Here is a 15,194-nt window from a genome sequence, read left to right as displayed (position 1 = left end):
TGCGGAGCCAAGCAAGAGCCAGATGGACCTGATCGCCGACCATATTAGCCACCGCTTCGACACGCTCGACGTGCTCGACGACGTCTCGTTCACGGTTCGCGCGGGCGAGGTGGTCGCGATCGTCGGGCCCTCTGGCTGCGGCAAGAGCACGCTGCTGTCGATCCTCGGCGGCCTGTTGCGGCCGACCGGCGGCGCGGCCAAGTTGCGCGGCGCGCCGCCAAAGGACAGCCTTAATCCGCTGACCTTCGTGTTCCAGGATTTTGCGCTGCTGCCCTGGTGCACGGTGGAGGAAAACGTCGCGTTCCCACTGCAGCATACTGCGCTCGGCGTGGCAGAGCGCCGCGCTATCGTCGACGACGCGCTGCGCCGCACCGGACTCTCGGATTTTCGTGGCACCTACCCAAAACAGCTCTCCGGAGGGATGCGCCAGCGCGTCGGCATCGCGCGGGCGCTGGCCGTGAAGCCGGCGATCCTGTTGATGGACGAGCCGCTGTCGGCGCTGGATTCGCAGACGCGCGAACTGCTGATGGAGGATTTCGTCCGCTTGCTTGCCGACGGCGCGATGGGCGCGGTCTATGTCACGCATAATCTGGAAGAAGCGGTGCGGCTTGCGGACCGCATCCTGGTGCTGTCGCGCCGGCCCGGGCGCATCCGCAAAGTCGTGCAGGTAGCGATGACGCGCAGCGAGCGCGGCGACAGGAACGTGCGCGAAAAACTGCTGGCGCTGCAGGAGGAGCTCTGGTCGCTGATCCGCGAGGAGGCGATCGATGCCGAGCGCGAGGTCCAGCATGCTTGACCGCGCGCCATCGGAGACGCCGTCCGACATCGACGCCAAACCGCGGCCGGTCGAATTTCGCGGCGCCGGTTTTATGCCGAGCACGGGCCGCGCCTCCGGCTGGATCGCGCTCGCGCTCGTCATCGCGCTGTGGCAATTGGCGGGCAGCGCCGGATGGGTCAATCCGCTGTTCCTGCCCCCGCCGTCGGCGATCGCGGTCGCGACCTACAAGCTCGCGATGTCAGGCGCGCTCTGGCAGCATCTCGGCTGGTCGGTGATGCGGATCGGCGTTGGCTGGCTGCTCGGCACGGCGGCCGGCGTCATCGTCGGCTTCGCGATCGGCCTGTCGACGCTGGCGCGCGGCGTCGGCATCACCTTCATCTCGGCGTTGTTTCCGATTCCGAAGATCGCGCTGCTGCCGCTGCTGATCCTCTGGCTCGGGATCGGCGAAGAGCCCAAGATCGCGACCATTGCGCTGGGGGTGTTCTTCTCCACCGCGATCTCGGTCTATAGCGGCGTCGATGCGGTGCCGCGCAATCTGATCCGGATGGCGCAGAGCTTCAACGTGCCGTTCCATGCCATCGTGCGCCGCGTGATCTGGCCGGGCGCGCTGCCCTCGATCCTGGCTGGCTTCCGCATCACCGCCTCGGTCGCGTTGCTATTGGTGGTGAGCGCGGAGATGATCGGCGCGCAGTATGGCATCGGCGCCTTCGTGCTGCAGGCCGGCAATCTGATGCAGACCGATCAGTTGCTCGCCGGCGTCGTGATCCTGTCGCTGTTCGGGCTCGCGGTCGGGAAGCTGATCAATTTGCTTGAGGCGAGGCTACTGCACTGGCGGTGACCAGGATTTGTAGGGTGGGCAAAGCGCAGCGTGCCCACCATCACGAGCGGAGTGCTTGAAGGTGGGCACGCTGCGCTTTGCCCACCCTACAATTCTCGGGCGGTGACACGCTCCGCCGTCATTGCGAGGAGCAAAGCGACGAAGCAATCCATGCCTCCGCAAGCGGGAAGATGGATTGCTTCGCTTCGCTCGCAATGACGAGGAGAGAGCAGTTCACGCATTCCCGCGGTCTTCGCGGAACAGGTCGAGCTTCTGCTGCACCGGACGGTCCGAGAAGCTGAACAGCACCGAATCCACATCCGCCTCATGCGTGACCCAGTGCCAGCTCGGCACCACGAAGAGGTCGCGCGGGCCCCATTCGAAGGTCTGCTCGCCGACCCTGGTGCGGCCCTCGCCCTCGATTGCGGCGAATACGGTGGCGTCGGTTGAGCGATAGCGCGCGGTCTTGAAGCCCTTGGGGACGAGCTGGATGAAGGTGCCGATGGTCGGCATCGCATAATCGCCGGTCTCGGGATTGGAGAATTTCAGCTTCAGGCCGTGGCAGGCGTCCCATTCGTCGCGCGCCTTGGCCTGCTCCAGCGCCTCGCGGGTGTAGCTGTAGGGATAGTTGAAGATCGGTGACGTCTTCGAGGCGCGCTTCTGATCGACCGGAAGCAGATTGTGACCATAGCGCGCAAAACTGTCGCCGGCTGGTTTTGTGATCTGCTGCTGGTCCTCCTTCGCGCCCTCGGCGAAGGATGCGTCGAAGAACTGCACCATGGGGATGTCGAGCCCATCGAGCCAGAACATCGGCTCGCTGGTCTCGTTGGAATGGTCGTGCCAGGTCATCGACGGCGTGATCACGAAATCGCCTGGTGACATCGCGGTGCGCTCACCGTCGACGGACGTGTAGGCGCCCTTGCCCTCGAGCACGAAGCGGAGCGCCGACTGGCTGTGGCGGTGGGCAGGAGCGATATCGCCGGGCACCACCATCTGCACGCCGGCAAACAGCGACGTCGTGATTTTCGATTGTCCGCGCAGGCCGGGGTTTTCCAAGACCAGCACCCGCCGCTCGGCTTCCTTGGCCGTGATCAGCTTGCCCGCCTCGTTCATGTAGTCGCGGATCTGGTCGAACTTCCACAGGTGCGGCCGGCAGGCGCTCCTCGGCTCCGGCGTGATAAGATCGTTCATCACGTTCCAGAGCGCCGAAAGGCTTTCGCCGTCGATCTTCTTGTAGAACGCCTCGCGCTCCGGCGTCTTCTGCACCGCTTCCATGGCTGGCCTCCCGTCCATTTCTATGTTGTTCGCTGATTGACAGCATACTGACAATATGGCTAGCGTCAACTTGAAGAAAAATCAGAAGACACCAGGGAGGTTCCGATGAAGCTGCACGGCTATTTCCGCAGCAGCGCCGCGTATCGCGTGCGAATCGCGCTGAACCTGAAGGGGCTCACCGTTGAGCACCTGCCGCATCATCTTCGCAAAGGCGAGCAATGCGCTCCGGCTTATCTCGCCATCAATCCGCAAGGGCTGGTGCCGACATTGGAAAGCGACGCGGGCGCGATCCTGACCCAGTCGCTCGCCATCATCGAATGGCTCGATGAGGTCAATCCCGAACCGCCGCTAATGCCGGAGGATTCGCTGCAGCGCGCAAAAGTCCGCGCTTTCGCGCAGGCCATCGCCTGCGACACCCATCCGGTGCAGAACCTGAAAGTGCTGGCGCGGCTGCGGCAGCTCGGCCTGCCGGAAGAAAAGGTGACGGAGTGGGCGGCCTGGGCCAACCGCGAGGGGCTTTCGGCCTGCGAGACATTGGCTGCAGGCGAAGTCGGGCCGTTCTGCTTTGGTGCTGTGCCGACGCTGGCCGATCTTTGCCTGGTGCCGCAGCTTGCCAATGCGCGGCGCTTCGGCGTCGATGTCACCGCTTTTCCGCGGCTGCTCAAGGCGGAAGCCGCGGCCAAGGCAATGAAGGCGTTTGCCGACGCCGCCCCGGATAAGCAAGTCGATGCCGAATAACAACAAGCAAACCCCTGTTACCATGGACGCGGTCTATACCGCGCCCGGCTATCTATTCCGGCGGATGCAGCAGATCGCGGTCTCGATTTTCGTCGAGGAGTGCAGGGCGTTCGACCTGACGCCGGTGCAATATGCCGCGGTGATCGCAATCCACACCCATCCCGGCATCGATGCGACGCGACTGTCCGCGGTGATCGCGTTCGACCGCTCCACGCTCGGCAATGTGATCGAGCGGCTGCAGAGCAAGGGCCTGATCGAGCGCAAGTCCGATTCCGATGACAAGCGCGTCAAGCTGCTCACCATCACCCGGCAGGGCGCTTCGCTGCTGCGCGAGATCATGCCCGTGGTTGACCGCGCGCAGGCGCGGATGCTGCAGCCGCTCAAGCCCGCCGATCGCAAGACGCTGATGGCACTGCTCGCGCAGCTCGTCGATCTCAACAACGAGGCCTCGCGCGTGCCGCTGCGCGCCGAGGACGCCCTCGAACATCTCGGGAAGTCGGGCTGATGGCAAAGGATAGCCAGCCGGTCCTGATCGCAGGTGGCGGCATCGGCGGCCTTGCCGCAGCGCTCGGGCTTGCGCAGAGGGGTATCCGCTCGATCCTGCTGGAGAAGGCCGCCACGCTCGGCGAGATCGGCGCTGGCATCCAGCTTGGCCCGAATGCGTTCCATGCCTTCGACTATCTCGGCGTCGGCGAGGCCGCGCGGCGCATGGCCGTCTATATCGACCAGCTCCGCCTGATGGATGCGCTGACTGCCGAAGAGATCTCCCATGTCGACCTGCGCGAGCCGTTCCGTGTCAGGTTCGGCAATCCCTATGCCGTGGTGCATCGCGGCGATCTCCACGGCGTGTTCCTGCGCGCCTGCCGCGAGCATGGACTGATCGAGCTGCGCGTCAGCAGCGAGGTGACCGGCTACGAGCAGGATGGCGCCTCGGTCACTGCGCTCCTTGCCACTGGCGAGTGCGTCACCGGCCGGCTCCTGATCGGCGCCGATGGCCTATGGTCGAACATCCGCAAGCAGGTCACCTCGGATGGGCCGCCACGCGTGTCCGGTCATACCACTTACCGTTCGGTGATTCCGACCGAAGAGATGCCGGAGGATCTGCGCTGGAACGCAGCGACCTTGTGGGCCGGGCCGAAGTGCCACATCGTGCACTATCCGCTCTCGGACTGGAAAGTGTTCAACCTCGTCGTCACCTACCACAACGACGCGCCGGAGCCGGTCGCGGGAAAGCCGGTTGGCGATGAGGAGGTGATGCAGGGCTTTCGGCACGTCCATGAGCGTGCGCAAAGCATCATTCGTCACGGCAAGAATTGGCGGCTCTGGGTGTTGTGCGACCGCGATCCGAACGAGCGCTGGATCGACGGCCGCGTCGCCCTACTCGGCGACGCCGCCCATCCGATGCTGCAATATTTCGCGCAAGGCGCCTGCCAGGCGATGGAGGATGCCGTGTGCCTGTCGCACATGCTGTCGCATCATGACGACCACGCAGTGGCGCTCGAGCATTACCGCGCACAACGTTTCCCACGCACTGCGCAGGTGCAATTGTGGTCGCGCGCGATCGGCGAGCACATCTACCATCCCGCCGGCGACCACGCCCGCCTCCGCAACGCCATCATGGGCGCGAAGACCTCCGAGGATTACTATCAGGATCTCGCCTGGCTCTACGGCGGCACGGGGTCGAACGCGTGATCACCAACTCACACCCCGCCGTCGTCCCGGGCTTGACCCGGGACCCATAACCCCCGGCGGTTATTGTTGTGCGAGATTGTCGTTCCGGCGTTCTCTCAAACCCACATTTGTGGTTATGGGTCCCGGGTCAAGCCCGGGACGACAGTGAGTTTGCTGAAGCGGTATGCATCACATCTTCATCACCGCCTGCCGGTCGATCTTGCCTGTTCCTGTCTTCGGCAGTTCGTCAATGAACTTGATCTCGCGCGGATACTTATAGGGCAAGAGCCTTGCCTTCACGTAATCCTGCAGCCGCTTCGCCGTCTCCTCCGCCTCGAACGCGCGGTCGTTCATCACCACGACGGCCTTCAGCGTCATGCGTCTATCGGGCAGTTCGGCGGCGAAGACGGCGCATTCGCGGACATCAGGATGATCGGCGAGGCAGAGCTCGACCTCGAGCGGGTAGACCCATTGGCCTGATATCTTGATCAGGTCGTCGGCGCGGCCACGGAAAAAGTGGAAGCCATCGCTGTCGCGGACGAAACGGTCGCCGGTGTAAATCCAGCCGCCCTCGCGCACGGTCTCGGCGGTCTTGTCGGGGCGGTTCCAGTAGAGCGGCGTGTTGGAATCGCCGCGCACCCACAATATCCCTTCCTCATTGTCAGCGACCTCGCGGCCGTCCTTGTCGCGCAGCAGGATCTCGTAGCCGGGGACGCGCACGCCTGCAGCACCCAGCTTCTTTCTGTCCGCGCGGTTGCAGAGATAGATGTGCAGCACCTCGGTCGAGCCGAGGCCTTCGATGATCTCGAGCCCGGTCAGCGCTTTCCAGCCGTTGAAGACGTCGGCCGAGAGCACCTCCGCGGCCGAGATCGCCATGCGCAGCGAGGAGAAATCGACTCTCGCCGCGCCGTCGGCCTTGGTCAGCGAGGTGTAGAGCGTCGGCAGGCCGAAGAACACGGTCGGACGATACTGCTCGATCGCCGCGAAGATCGATGCCGGCTTCGGCTGGTCGGGCAGGAGCAGCGTGGCGGCGCCGACCGAGAACGGGAAGGTGATGGAATTGCCGAAGCCATAGGCGAAGAAGATCTTCGGCACCGAGAAGCAGATGTCGCCGGGTGCCAGCTTCAGCACGTTGCGGGAAAACGCCTGCTCGCTATAGGCCATATCGTGGTGCAGATGCACGATGCCTTTGGGCCGGCCGGTCGAGCCGGACGAGTACATCCAGAACGCCATCTCGTTGCGGTGGGTGTCGGCTTCAGTGAGCTCGGCCGAAAAACGCGGCAGCCATTCATCGGCCAGGAGCGCCTGCGGCACCGCATGCTCGCCGGCCGCGCCATTGACCACGAGCGTTTTCAGCGGCGTATCCTTGCAAGCCTCAGTGTTGAAGCGCGAGCAGAACTCGGCATCAGTGACCGCGACTGTCGCACTCGCATCCGAAAGATAGAACTGCAGGAGGTCCGGCGGCGTCAGCGTGTTGATAAGAAGCGGCACGAAGCCGGCGCTGATAGCGCCGAAGAACGCGGCCGGATAGGCGGGCGTATCGTCGAGGAACAGCAGGATGCGGTCGCCGCGCTTCAGGCCCAGTGAAGCGAAGCCGTGGCCCCAGCTCGCGGCCTCAGCGCAAAGTTCGCGATAGGTGCGCTTTCCCGCCGGACCTGTCAGGGCCAATCGTTCGCCGCGGCCCTGCGCGAGATTGTCGAACAGGATGCGGCTTGCGTTGTAGCGCTCGGGCAGCGCAAAGCCGATCTCGCGCGCGCCCGGACTGTCCGATGGTACCTGGTCGGCGATCTCGTTCATGACTTGCTCCTCGAGGCCTCGTAGCCTGCCATGAAATTCGGCGACATCGCGCGCAGCCGCGCGTCGTCGATCCGTCCCGAACGGGTGATGTAGCTGAAGGCGAAATCCATCAGGTCGAGCTTCATGTGCTCGGGGAATTTCTCGTACCAGTCCGCACTGGTGCGCGCCGCGGTAACCAGCTTCTTCACGATCGGCTTGCGTTCGGCCTCATAGCGGTGGAGGGCGGTGGAGACATGCGCTTCGGCTTCGAGCGCCCTCGTCAGCGCAATCGCATCCTCGATCGCAAGGCGGGTGCCGGAGCCGATCGAGAAATGCGCCGAGTGCAGGGCGTCGCCGATCAGCACCATGTTCTTGAACGACCAGTGCTCGTTCCAGATCCACGGGAAATTGCGCCACAGCGATTTGTTCGAGATCAGCGGCTGCCCGCCGAGCGCCTCGGCAAACACCTCCTCGCACACGGCCTTGGAGTGATCGGCGTCCTTGTTCGCGAAGCCATAGGCGTGCCAGGTGGCGCGGTCGCACTCGACCAGGAACGTGCTCATGGTCGGTGAATAACGGTAGTGATGGGCGTTGAAGGCGCCGCGTTCGGTCTTGACGAAGGTCTGCGACAGCGTCTCGAACCGCCTCTGTGTGCCGTACCAGGCGAACTTGTTGGACGAGTAGGACAGCGAGGTGCCGAAATCGCCCTCAAAGCTCCGGCGCACCAGCGAATTCAGCCCGTCCGCGGCGACGATCAGGTCATAGCCTTGTTGGACCCCTTGCAGCGCGTCGACCGACTGGATCGCTTTGTCGAATTGAACCGTGACGCCGACCGCGCGGACGCGCTCCTGCAACAACGAGAGCAGCGCAAGCCGGCCGATCGAGGAGAAGCCGATGCCGTCGATCTCGACGCTCTCCCCGCGCAGGTTGAGCGTAATGTTCTTCCAGCTTTCCATGTTCGGCGCGATGGCGTCGACTGTCTCGGGATCGTCGGCGCGCAGGAATTCCAGCGCCTGGTCCGAGAACACGACGCCGAAGCCCCAGGTCGCATCGGCCGGGTTCTGCTCGAACAGTTCGACGACCGCGTCCGGGTGTCGCCGCTTCCAGAGATAGGCGAAATAGAGGCCGCCGGGACCTCCGCCGATCACGGCGATACGCACGATATTCCTCCCAATTGACAGTGTACTTACGAGTTTGCGCCCAGACTATCCGCGGGACGCGCGCAGCGCCACCGGAAAATTTGCGCGAGCGGCGACCGCCGTGGCCGGAACCCGCCCGGGCTCACCAAGCTCGCCAAGTTGAATTGGCATGTCGCGTATCAGGTCGCGATGTCGATTGCCTAGATCGCGCTTTCGGTCAGGCTTATTCAGCTCATTCTCGCGTTCCGCGGCGAGTAGCTGGCTGGTCGCCGCGGCTCACCGCGCCGCGAACTGTCCCAGCACTTCCTTGCAGGCGGGCGACAGCGAGGCGGCATTGGAGGCCAGGCACTGCGCGATCCGGCCGCCTCCCGGCGCAACGCCGCCGCACAGCGAGCGTACGTCGGCGCCGCAGGCCGACCGCACGACGAGCAGTTCTTCGCGCGGACGCAAGGGCCGCAGCACGATCCCCGCCGCAGGCGGCGCCGCCGCAGCGGTGGAGCCGCCGCCTGCCGCTGGCGCTGCACCACCGCTCGCGGCCGCAACCGCCTCACCGCAAGCCGCCGAGAGCCTCGCCTTGTTCTTCTCGAGGCATCGCAGTGCGGGGGCGCCGCCGGTCGGCACGCCGGGACAGACCTTCTGATAGTCGGAACGGCAGGCGCTGCGGATCGCGGAAACCTGCGCCTCGGTCGGCTTGGCCTGCATGCCCGTCGCTTTCGGCTTCGCTGCGGTTGTTGCCGCCGGCGCCGGCTCCGTCTTGGCTGCGGCTGGAGCCGCGTCTGGCTTGGGCGCCGTCTCCGCCTTCGGCCCGGCCGGTGCTTCCACTGCGCGCACCGCGCTGGCGCAGTCTGCGGATAGACCCGACATGTTCTTTTGCAGACATTGCAGCGAAGCTTCGCCGCCGGGCGGAATGCTGGAGCAATGCGCCATGTAATCGTTGCGGCATTGCGACTTGATCGCCTCACGCTGCGCCTCGCTCGGCGCCTGCGCCAGCGCAGCGGTTGCAAACAGCACGACGGAAAATGGCAGGGCGCGCCCGCATGCGCGCTTCAATGTCTTGATCATGTAAGCAAACCCTTTGTTGTCGACGGAAGCCGCCGCTTCAACCGAAGTTCATTCCTGCGAAGTTCGTTCTTGAAGAAGGTCGCTCTTGAAAAAGTCTGGCACAGCAATCTCGGTGCGCGGTATCATTTTCTGTTTCGGGTTCCACTGCAAGCCAATTGTTGCTATGGATGCATCGCGACAGTCGTCTCCGGATGAACGCCTCTTTGCGGGCAAGTTGAACTGGTGCACGGAAATGAAGCTTGCGCGCCCATCGGCCTGTTGCGGATCGAACGATGGCGTGTGGCCGGACGTCACGCCCCTGTTACGTATCGGTTTCCTGCTCTCTGCCTTCGTTGGCTTAAGTGGCTGCGAGCAAAATACTTTCGTGCCACCACCGCCGCCAAAGGTGGAAGTCGCGATTCCGGTGCAGCGCAGCATCACGCGTTTCCTGGAGACAACCGGCACCACCGCGCCGGTCAAGAGCGTTGACCTGGTGGCGCGCGTGCAGGGCTTTCTGCAGTCGATCGATTATCGGGACGGCACCTTCGTCAAGCAAGGCACCACGCTGTTCACCATCGAGCCTGAAACCTACAGGTTGAAGCTCGAGCAGGCAAAGGCGGCGGAGGTCGGCGCGCAGGCGACGCTGAAGCAGGCTGAGACCGATTTCAAGCGCCAGATCGATCTGGTGCAGCGGCAGGCTGTCTCGCAGGCGACACTCGATACGTCGACGGCGAATCGCGACAACGCGCAGGCCAGTCTGCAGCAGGCGCAAGCCAATACCCGGATCGCAGAGGTCAATTACGGCTACACCAATGTGGCGGCTCCGTTCGACGGCATCGTCAGCGCGCACCTCGTCTCAGTCGGCGAGCTCGTCGGCGTGACTTCGCCGACGCAGCTTGCCACCATCGTCCAGCTCGATCCGATCTGGGTCAATTTCAACGTCAACGAACAGGACGTGCTGCGCATCCGCGAGGAGGCGAGGCGGCGCGGCCTTTCCGTGGCCGAGCTGCGTCAGTTGCCGGTCGAGGTCGGTCTGCAGACCGAGACCGGATATCCGCACAAGGGCAACCTCGACTACATCTCGCCGATCCTCACCCAGTCGACCGGCACGCTGCCCGTGCGCGGCATTTTCGACAACCCCGACCGCGCGCTGCTGCCGGGCTTCTTTGTCCGCGTTCGCGTGCCCTATGACCAGCAGCAGGACGCGCTGCTGGTGCCCGCTACTGCGCTCGGCAGCGACCAGGCTGGCCGCTATGTACTGGTTGTCAACGCCGATAACGTGGTCGAGCAGCGCAAAGTGGAAACCGGACAGCTCCAAGGCGAATTACGCGTCATCGATAGCGGGCTGAAGCCGGACGACCGCGTCGTTATCGCCGGATTGCTGCGCGGGATCCCTGGCCAGAAGGTCGATCCGCAACTGCAGAAGATCGAAGCCTCCGCATCGGCGAAGTGAGGGGGCGGCCATGATCTCGAAATTCTTCATCGAGCGGCCGGTTCTTTCCAACGTCATCGCGATCCTGATGATCCTGATCGGCGGCGTGGCGCTGCTCAACCTGCCGGTCGCGCAATATCCTGACGTGGTGCCGCCGACCGTGCAGGTGACGACCCGCTATCCCGGCGCATCCGCCAAGACCGTGATCGACACCGTGGCGTTGCCGATCGAGCAGCAGGTCAATGGCGTCGAGGACATGCTCTATATGCAGTCCTACAGCGGCGCCGACGGCACCTATACGCTGACGGTCACCTTCAAGATCGGCACGGATCTCAACTTCGCGCAGGTGCTGGTGCAGAACCGGGTGTCGAGCGCGCTGTCGCAATTGCCGCAGTCGGTGCAGAGCCAGGGCGTCACGGTGCAGAAGCGGTCGACCTCGATCCTGCTGTTCGTGACGCTGACCTCGCCGAACAAGACCTATGACAGCCTGTTCCTCTCCAACTACGCCACCATCAACATCAGGGATGAGCTGTCGCGGTTATCAGGCGTCGGCAACGTCACCGTGTTCGGCGCCGGTCAATATTCGATGCGGGTGTGGCTCGATCCGAACCAGTTGCAGGCGCGCGATCTGGTGCCGCAGGACGTCATCCAGGCGATCCAGCAGCAAAGCCAGCAGGTCACCGCAGGGCAGGTCGGTATGCCGCCGACGCCGCCCGGCCAGGCCTTCCAGTACACGCTGAACGTCGCCGGCCGGCTGGATGATACGAGCCAGTTCGAGAACATCATCGTCAAGACCGGCAATGTCGGCGACGTCACCCGCGTGCGTGACGTCGGCTGGGTCGAGCTCGGCGCCCAGACCTACAGCCAGATCTTCTCGCTCAACAACAAGCCCTCCACCGGCATCGGCGTATTCCTGTCGCCCGGCGCCAACGCGCTCGAGGTCGAGAAGGCGGTGGAGAAGAAGATGGTGGAACTGGCCAAGCAGTTTCCGCAAGACATCAAATACGACACGCCGTTCGACACCACCATCTTCGTCCAGGCATCGATCAACGAGGTCTACAAGACGCTGATCGAGGCTGGCCTCTTGGTGCTGGTCGTGATCCTCGTCTTCCTGCAGGACTGGCGCGCGATGCTGGTGCCGGCGACCACCGTGCCAGTGACCATCATCGGCGCGTTCGCGGCGATGGCGGCGCTCGGCTTCTCGATCAACCTCTCGACGCTGTTTGCGATCGTGCTGGCGATCGGCATCGTGGTCGACGACGCCATCGTCGTGGTCGAGGGTGCCGCGCACAATATCGAACGTGGCCTGTCCGGCCATGACGCGGCGATCAAGGCGATGGACGAATTGTTCGCGCCGATCGTCGGCATCACGCTGGTGCTGATCTCGGTGTTCCTGCCGGCCGCGTTCCTGCCCGGGCTCACGGGGCGGATGTATGCACAGTTCGCGCTGGTGATCGCCGCGACCGCGCTGCTCAGCGCCGTCAATGCCGCGACCTTGAAGCCGACGCAGTGCGCGCTGTGGCTGCGCCGGCCGGTGCCGCCGGAGCAGCGCAATGTCTTCTACCGCGGCTTCAATGGCGTCTATGAGCGGCTGGAGCGCGGCTATGCGGGGCTGATCGGCGGCCTGGTCAGGCACAGCAATGTGTCGGTCGTGGTCGCGCTGATCCTGATCGGGCTTGCCGGCTACGGCCTGTCGCGGGTGCCGACCGGCTTCATCCCGATCGAGGACCAGGGCTATCTGCTGGCCGCGGTGCAATTGCCCGACGGCGCTGCGTTGGATCGGACACAACGTGTCCTCGAAAGGGTCAGCGAGATGGCCGGCAAGTCGCCCGGCGTGCAGCAGGTTGTCTCCATCGCCGGCATCTCCGCGCTCGACAACAGTTCGAGCCTGGCGAATGCCGGCGTCGCCTATCTGATCCTGAAGGATTGGAGCCAGCGTGGGCCCGGCGAGGATCTGCGCTCTCTGGTGTTCGGATTGAACGACAAGCTGGCCGAGATCGAGGAGGCGCGCATCCTGGTGATTCCGCCGCCGCCGATCCAGGGCATCGGCAATGCCGCCGGCTTCGCCATGCAGGTCGAGCTGCGCGACGGCAATGCCGACTACGCCAAGCTGCAGGCGATCACCGGCGCTGTTGTCGCCAACGCGCAGACGCAGAGCGCGCTGCAGCGGGTCAGCTCGTCCTTCCGCTCCATGGTGCCGCAGTACGACGTCGAGGTCGACCGGACCAAGACCCAGACCTTGAACGTCACGACCGACCAGATCTTCTCGACGCTGTCATCCTATCTCGGCGCGAGCTACGTCAACCAGTTCAACAAATTCGGCCGCACCTTCCAGGTCTATGTGCAGGCGGATTCGAAATTCCGTCTGAACCTGCGCGACATCCAGAATCTGATGGTGCGCAACAGCCAGGGCGAGATGATTCCGCTCGGCACCGTCGCCACGATCACGCCGTCAGTCGGGCCGTCGCTGATCAGCCTCTATAACCTCTATCCGTCCGCCTCCATCATCGGCTTGCCGGCGCAGGGTTACAGCTCGGGACAGTCGATGGCGCTGATGGAACAGATCGCAGCAAAGACGCTGCCGCCGGGTACGGGCTATGAATGGACGGCGATGTCGTACCAGGAGAAGGCGGTCAGCAACCAGATCTACTATGTATTCGGCCTCGCTCTGCTGCTGGTCTACCTTGTGCTGGCCGGTCAGTATGAGAGCTGGTACGCGCCGATCTCGGTGATACTCGCCGTGCCGCTGTCATTGCTCGGCCCGATGCTGGTGCTCACGAGCTTGCGGATCGACAATAATCTCTACACCCAGATCGGCATCATCCTGTTGATCGCGCTGTCGGCGAAGAACGCCATCCTGATCGTCGAGGTCGCGCTCGAGCATCACGTGCGTGACCGCGAGCCGCTGATCGAATCGGCGATCGCAGCGGCGCGCGCAAGATTCCGCCCGATCCTGATGACGTCCTTTGCCTTCATCCTCGGCGTGGTGCCGCTGGTGCTCGCGACCGGCGCCGGCGCCAATGCGCGCAAGTCGATCGGCATCACCGTGTTCTCCGGCATGATCGCTTCGACCTGCCTTGCCGTGCTGTTCGTGCCCGCGTTCTTCGTCGTGGTCCAACGCTTCGAGAACTGGCGCAAGTCGCGCAAGGCCAAGACGCCGGATACGCAAACGATCCCGCAGGCGCCAAGCGTCGCGCCGTAGCAGTGGTCGTAGGGTGGGCAAAGCGTAGCGTGCCCACCATCAAACATTCGGCTCGTGGTGGTGGGCACGCTACGCTTTGCCCACCCTACAACTGCGTGCTCAAGCCTACACCCGGATCATGCGCTTGCCGCGGTTCTCGCCGGCGAGCAGGCCGATCAGCGCCGCCGGCGCGTTCTCCAGCCCGTCGATCACGTCTTCCTGCACCTTCAATTTGCCGGAGGCGACCCAGGACTGCAGGTCGGCGAGCGCCGCGTCGCGCTGGTCCATGAAGTCCATCACGATGAAGCCCTGCATGATCAGCCGCTTCACGACGATCAATCCGGGCACGCCGCGCGGGCCGTGGGCGGAGGGGACGCCGTCATATTGCGAGATCGCGCCGCAGCAGGCGATTCGGCCGCGGTTGTTCATCTGCGGCAGGCAGGCTTCCAGGATGTCGCCGCCGACATTGTCGAAATAGACGTCGATGCCATCAGGCGCGGCCGACCGCAGCGCCTTGTAGGCGCCGCCGTCCTTGTAATCGACCGCGGCGTCGAAACCGAGCTCGCTGGTCAGCCAGTGGCACTTGTCCTTGCCGCCGGCGATGCCGACCACGCGGCAGCCCTTGATTTTTGCGATCTGTCCGACGATCGAACCCACCGAGCCGGCGGCGGCCGAGACCACGACGGTCTCGCCCTCCCTGGGCTTGCCGACATGGAGCAGGCCGAAATAGGCGGTGAGGCCGGCGATGCCGTACACGCTCAGCAAGTGCGTCATCGGCTCGAGCTTCGGCATCTTGTTCAGATGCCTTGCCGGCACCGCGGCATAGTCCTGCCAGCCGGTGTCGCCGAACACGATGTCGCCTGGCGCAAGGCCTGGCGCCTTCGACGCCACCACCTCGGCGATGCCGCCACCGGACATCACGGTGTTGGCCTCGACCGCAGCGCGGTAGGTCGCGCCATGCATCCAGGCGCGGTTGGCGGCGTCGAGCGAGAGATAGCGCAGCCGCAGCAGGGCCTCGCCGTCCTTCGGCTCCGGGATGCTGCCGTTGACCATCCTGAAATGCTCAGCCCCAAGCTTCCCGGTCGGCTTCTCCACCAGCAGGATCTGACGATTGATAGCCTCGCTCATGGTGTTCCTCCCTTTGTTGGTCAATCCCGATGCAATTGCGTGCTCGCTGCGCGGCCGACTGCACAGATTGTGCGCTGCCCACGGTCGTCTTTTTGTTTGAGCATGATCTTTCCGGAAAACCGGTTCCCACTTTTCCGGATCATGCTCTAGGCCGTGTGGACAGTTACCTTATCCAGAGCAGAGTGGCGGCAATGGCGACGACGGCGAAGTAGTTTCGC

At 64.2% G+C, this 15,194-nt stretch carries 12 protein-coding genes; 7 read left to right on the top strand and 5 right to left on the bottom strand.

What is annotated here, in order from left to right:
* The first annotated feature begins 22 nt into the window (after positions 1-22).
* Together AAFX91_RS08525 and AAFX91_RS08520 are read left to right on the top strand one after the other, a co-directional pair.
* Positions 23-796 (top strand): ABC transporter ATP-binding protein, encoded by a 774-nt coding sequence (locus AAFX91_RS08525; protein ID WP_394566165.1) that lies wholly within the window; start codon positions 23-25, stop codon positions 794-796.
* On the top strand, positions 789-1,616 hold the full coding sequence (locus AAFX91_RS08520; protein ID WP_394566164.1) for an ABC transporter permease: 828 nt from the start codon (positions 789-791) through the stop codon (positions 1,614-1,616). Before AAFX91_RS08525 ends, AAFX91_RS08520 begins: the two co-directional genes overlap by 8 nt.
* Positions 1,617-1,829: 213 nt before the next feature.
* On the opposite strand, the gene gtdA is transcribed toward AAFX91_RS08520, so the two are convergent.
* On the bottom strand, positions 1,830-2,870 hold the full coding sequence (gene gtdA, locus AAFX91_RS08515; protein WP_394566163.1) for a gentisate 1,2-dioxygenase: 1,041 nt from the start codon (positions 2,868-2,870) through the stop codon (positions 1,830-1,832).
* Between the two features lie 105 nt (positions 2,871-2,975).
* On the opposite strand from gtdA, the gene maiA reads away from it, so the two are divergent.
* Genes maiA through AAFX91_RS08500 form a run of 3 tightly spaced genes read left to right on the top strand, consistent with a single transcriptional unit; the run spans position 2,976 to position 5,300 of the window.
* Positions 2,976-3,608, top strand: a complete 633-nt coding sequence (gene maiA / locus AAFX91_RS08510; protein WP_394566162.1) for a maleylacetoacetate isomerase — start codon at positions 2,976-2,978, stop codon at positions 3,606-3,608.
* A complete protein-coding gene (locus AAFX91_RS08505; RefSeq protein WP_394566161.1) occupies positions 3,598-4,113 on the top strand; it encodes a MarR family winged helix-turn-helix transcriptional regulator in 516 nt (171 codons plus the stop codon). The genes maiA and AAFX91_RS08505 overlap by 11 nt, the downstream gene beginning before the upstream one ends.
* Positions 4,113-5,300 (top strand): 3-hydroxybenzoate 6-monooxygenase, encoded by a 1,188-nt coding sequence (locus AAFX91_RS08500; RefSeq protein WP_394566160.1) that lies wholly within the window; start codon positions 4,113-4,115, stop codon positions 5,298-5,300. Before AAFX91_RS08505 ends, AAFX91_RS08500 begins: the two co-directional genes overlap by 1 nt.
* A gap of 168 nt (positions 5,301-5,468) precedes the next feature.
* Here AAFX91_RS08500 and AAFX91_RS08495 read toward each other — a convergent pair whose 3' ends face one another.
* From AAFX91_RS08495 to AAFX91_RS08485, 3 genes are all read right to left on the bottom strand, one after another.
* Positions 5,469-7,076, bottom strand: coding sequence for a benzoate-CoA ligase family protein (locus AAFX91_RS08495; RefSeq protein WP_130581049.1), 1,608 nt, complete (start codon positions 7,074-7,076; stop codon positions 5,469-5,471).
* A complete protein-coding gene (locus AAFX91_RS08490) occupies positions 7,073-8,215 on the bottom strand; it encodes an FAD-dependent monooxygenase (RefSeq protein ID WP_165421293.1) in 1,143 nt (380 codons plus the stop codon). The genes AAFX91_RS08495 and AAFX91_RS08490 overlap by 4 nt, the downstream gene beginning before the upstream one ends.
* 255 nt (positions 8,216-8,470) lie before the next feature.
* Complete coding sequence (locus tag AAFX91_RS08485; protein WP_394566159.1) at positions 8,471-9,256, bottom strand: hypothetical protein; 786 nt, start codon at positions 9,254-9,256, stop codon at positions 8,471-8,473.
* Between the two features lie 232 nt (positions 9,257-9,488).
* On the opposite strand from AAFX91_RS08485, the gene AAFX91_RS08480 reads away from it, so the two are divergent.
* A complete protein-coding gene (locus AAFX91_RS08480; RefSeq protein WP_394566158.1) occupies positions 9,489-10,688 on the top strand; it encodes an efflux RND transporter periplasmic adaptor subunit in 1,200 nt (399 codons plus the stop codon).
* Between the two features lie 10 nt (positions 10,689-10,698).
* Positions 10,699-13,869, top strand: a complete 3,171-nt coding sequence (locus AAFX91_RS08475; RefSeq protein ID WP_394566157.1) for an efflux RND transporter permease subunit — start codon at positions 10,699-10,701, stop codon at positions 13,867-13,869.
* Positions 13,870-13,974: 105 nt separating this feature from the next.
* Here AAFX91_RS08475 and AAFX91_RS08470 read toward each other — a convergent pair whose 3' ends face one another.
* Positions 13,975-14,976, bottom strand: a complete 1,002-nt coding sequence (locus tag AAFX91_RS08470) for an NADP-dependent oxidoreductase (RefSeq protein ID WP_394566156.1) — start codon at positions 14,974-14,976, stop codon at positions 13,975-13,977.
* Positions 14,977-15,194: the final 218 nt, after the last annotated feature.

This window comes from Bradyrhizobium sp. 31Argb (genome assembly GCF_043638955.1).
Taxonomy (GTDB): Bacteria; Pseudomonadota; Alphaproteobacteria; order Rhizobiales; family Xanthobacteraceae; genus Bradyrhizobium.
The sequence above is the reverse complement of the archived record's forward strand: the minus strand, read 5'-3'. Positions and strand labels throughout refer to the sequence as shown.

Excerpts from the sequence above, each read along its gene's own strand:
- AAFX91_RS08495 (WP_130581049.1), bottom strand. The coding sequence starts at position 7,076 with ATGAACGAGATCGCCGACCAGGTACCATCGGACAGTCCGGGCGCGCGC.
- AAFX91_RS08505 (WP_394566161.1), top strand. The coding sequence starts at position 3,598 with ATGCCGAATAACAACAAGCAAACCCCTGTTACCATGGACGCGGTCTAT.
- AAFX91_RS08500 (WP_394566160.1), top strand. The coding sequence starts at position 4,113 with ATGGCAAAGGATAGCCAGCCGGTCCTGATCGCAGGTGGCGGCATCGGC.
- AAFX91_RS08470 (WP_394566156.1), bottom strand. The coding sequence starts at position 14,976 with ATGAGCGAGGCTATCAATCGTCAGATCCTGCTGGTGGAGAAGCCGACC.
- AAFX91_RS08480 (WP_394566158.1), top strand. The coding sequence starts at position 9,489 with ATGAAGCTTGCGCGCCCATCGGCCTGTTGCGGATCGAACGATGGCGTG.
- AAFX91_RS08485 (WP_394566159.1), bottom strand. The coding sequence starts at position 9,256 with ATGATCAAGACATTGAAGCGCGCATGCGGGCGCGCCCTGCCATTTTCC.
- AAFX91_RS08520 (WP_394566164.1), top strand. The coding sequence starts at position 789 with ATGCTTGACCGCGCGCCATCGGAGACGCCGTCCGACATCGACGCCAAA.
- AAFX91_RS08475 (WP_394566157.1), top strand. The coding sequence starts at position 10,699 with ATGATCTCGAAATTCTTCATCGAGCGGCCGGTTCTTTCCAACGTCATC.
- gtdA (WP_394566163.1), bottom strand. The coding sequence starts at position 2,870 with ATGGAAGCGGTGCAGAAGACGCCGGAGCGCGAGGCGTTCTACAAGAAG.
- maiA (WP_394566162.1), top strand. The coding sequence starts at position 2,976 with ATGAAGCTGCACGGCTATTTCCGCAGCAGCGCCGCGTATCGCGTGCGA.
- AAFX91_RS08525 (WP_394566165.1), top strand. The coding sequence starts at position 23 with ATGGACCTGATCGCCGACCATATTAGCCACCGCTTCGACACGCTCGAC.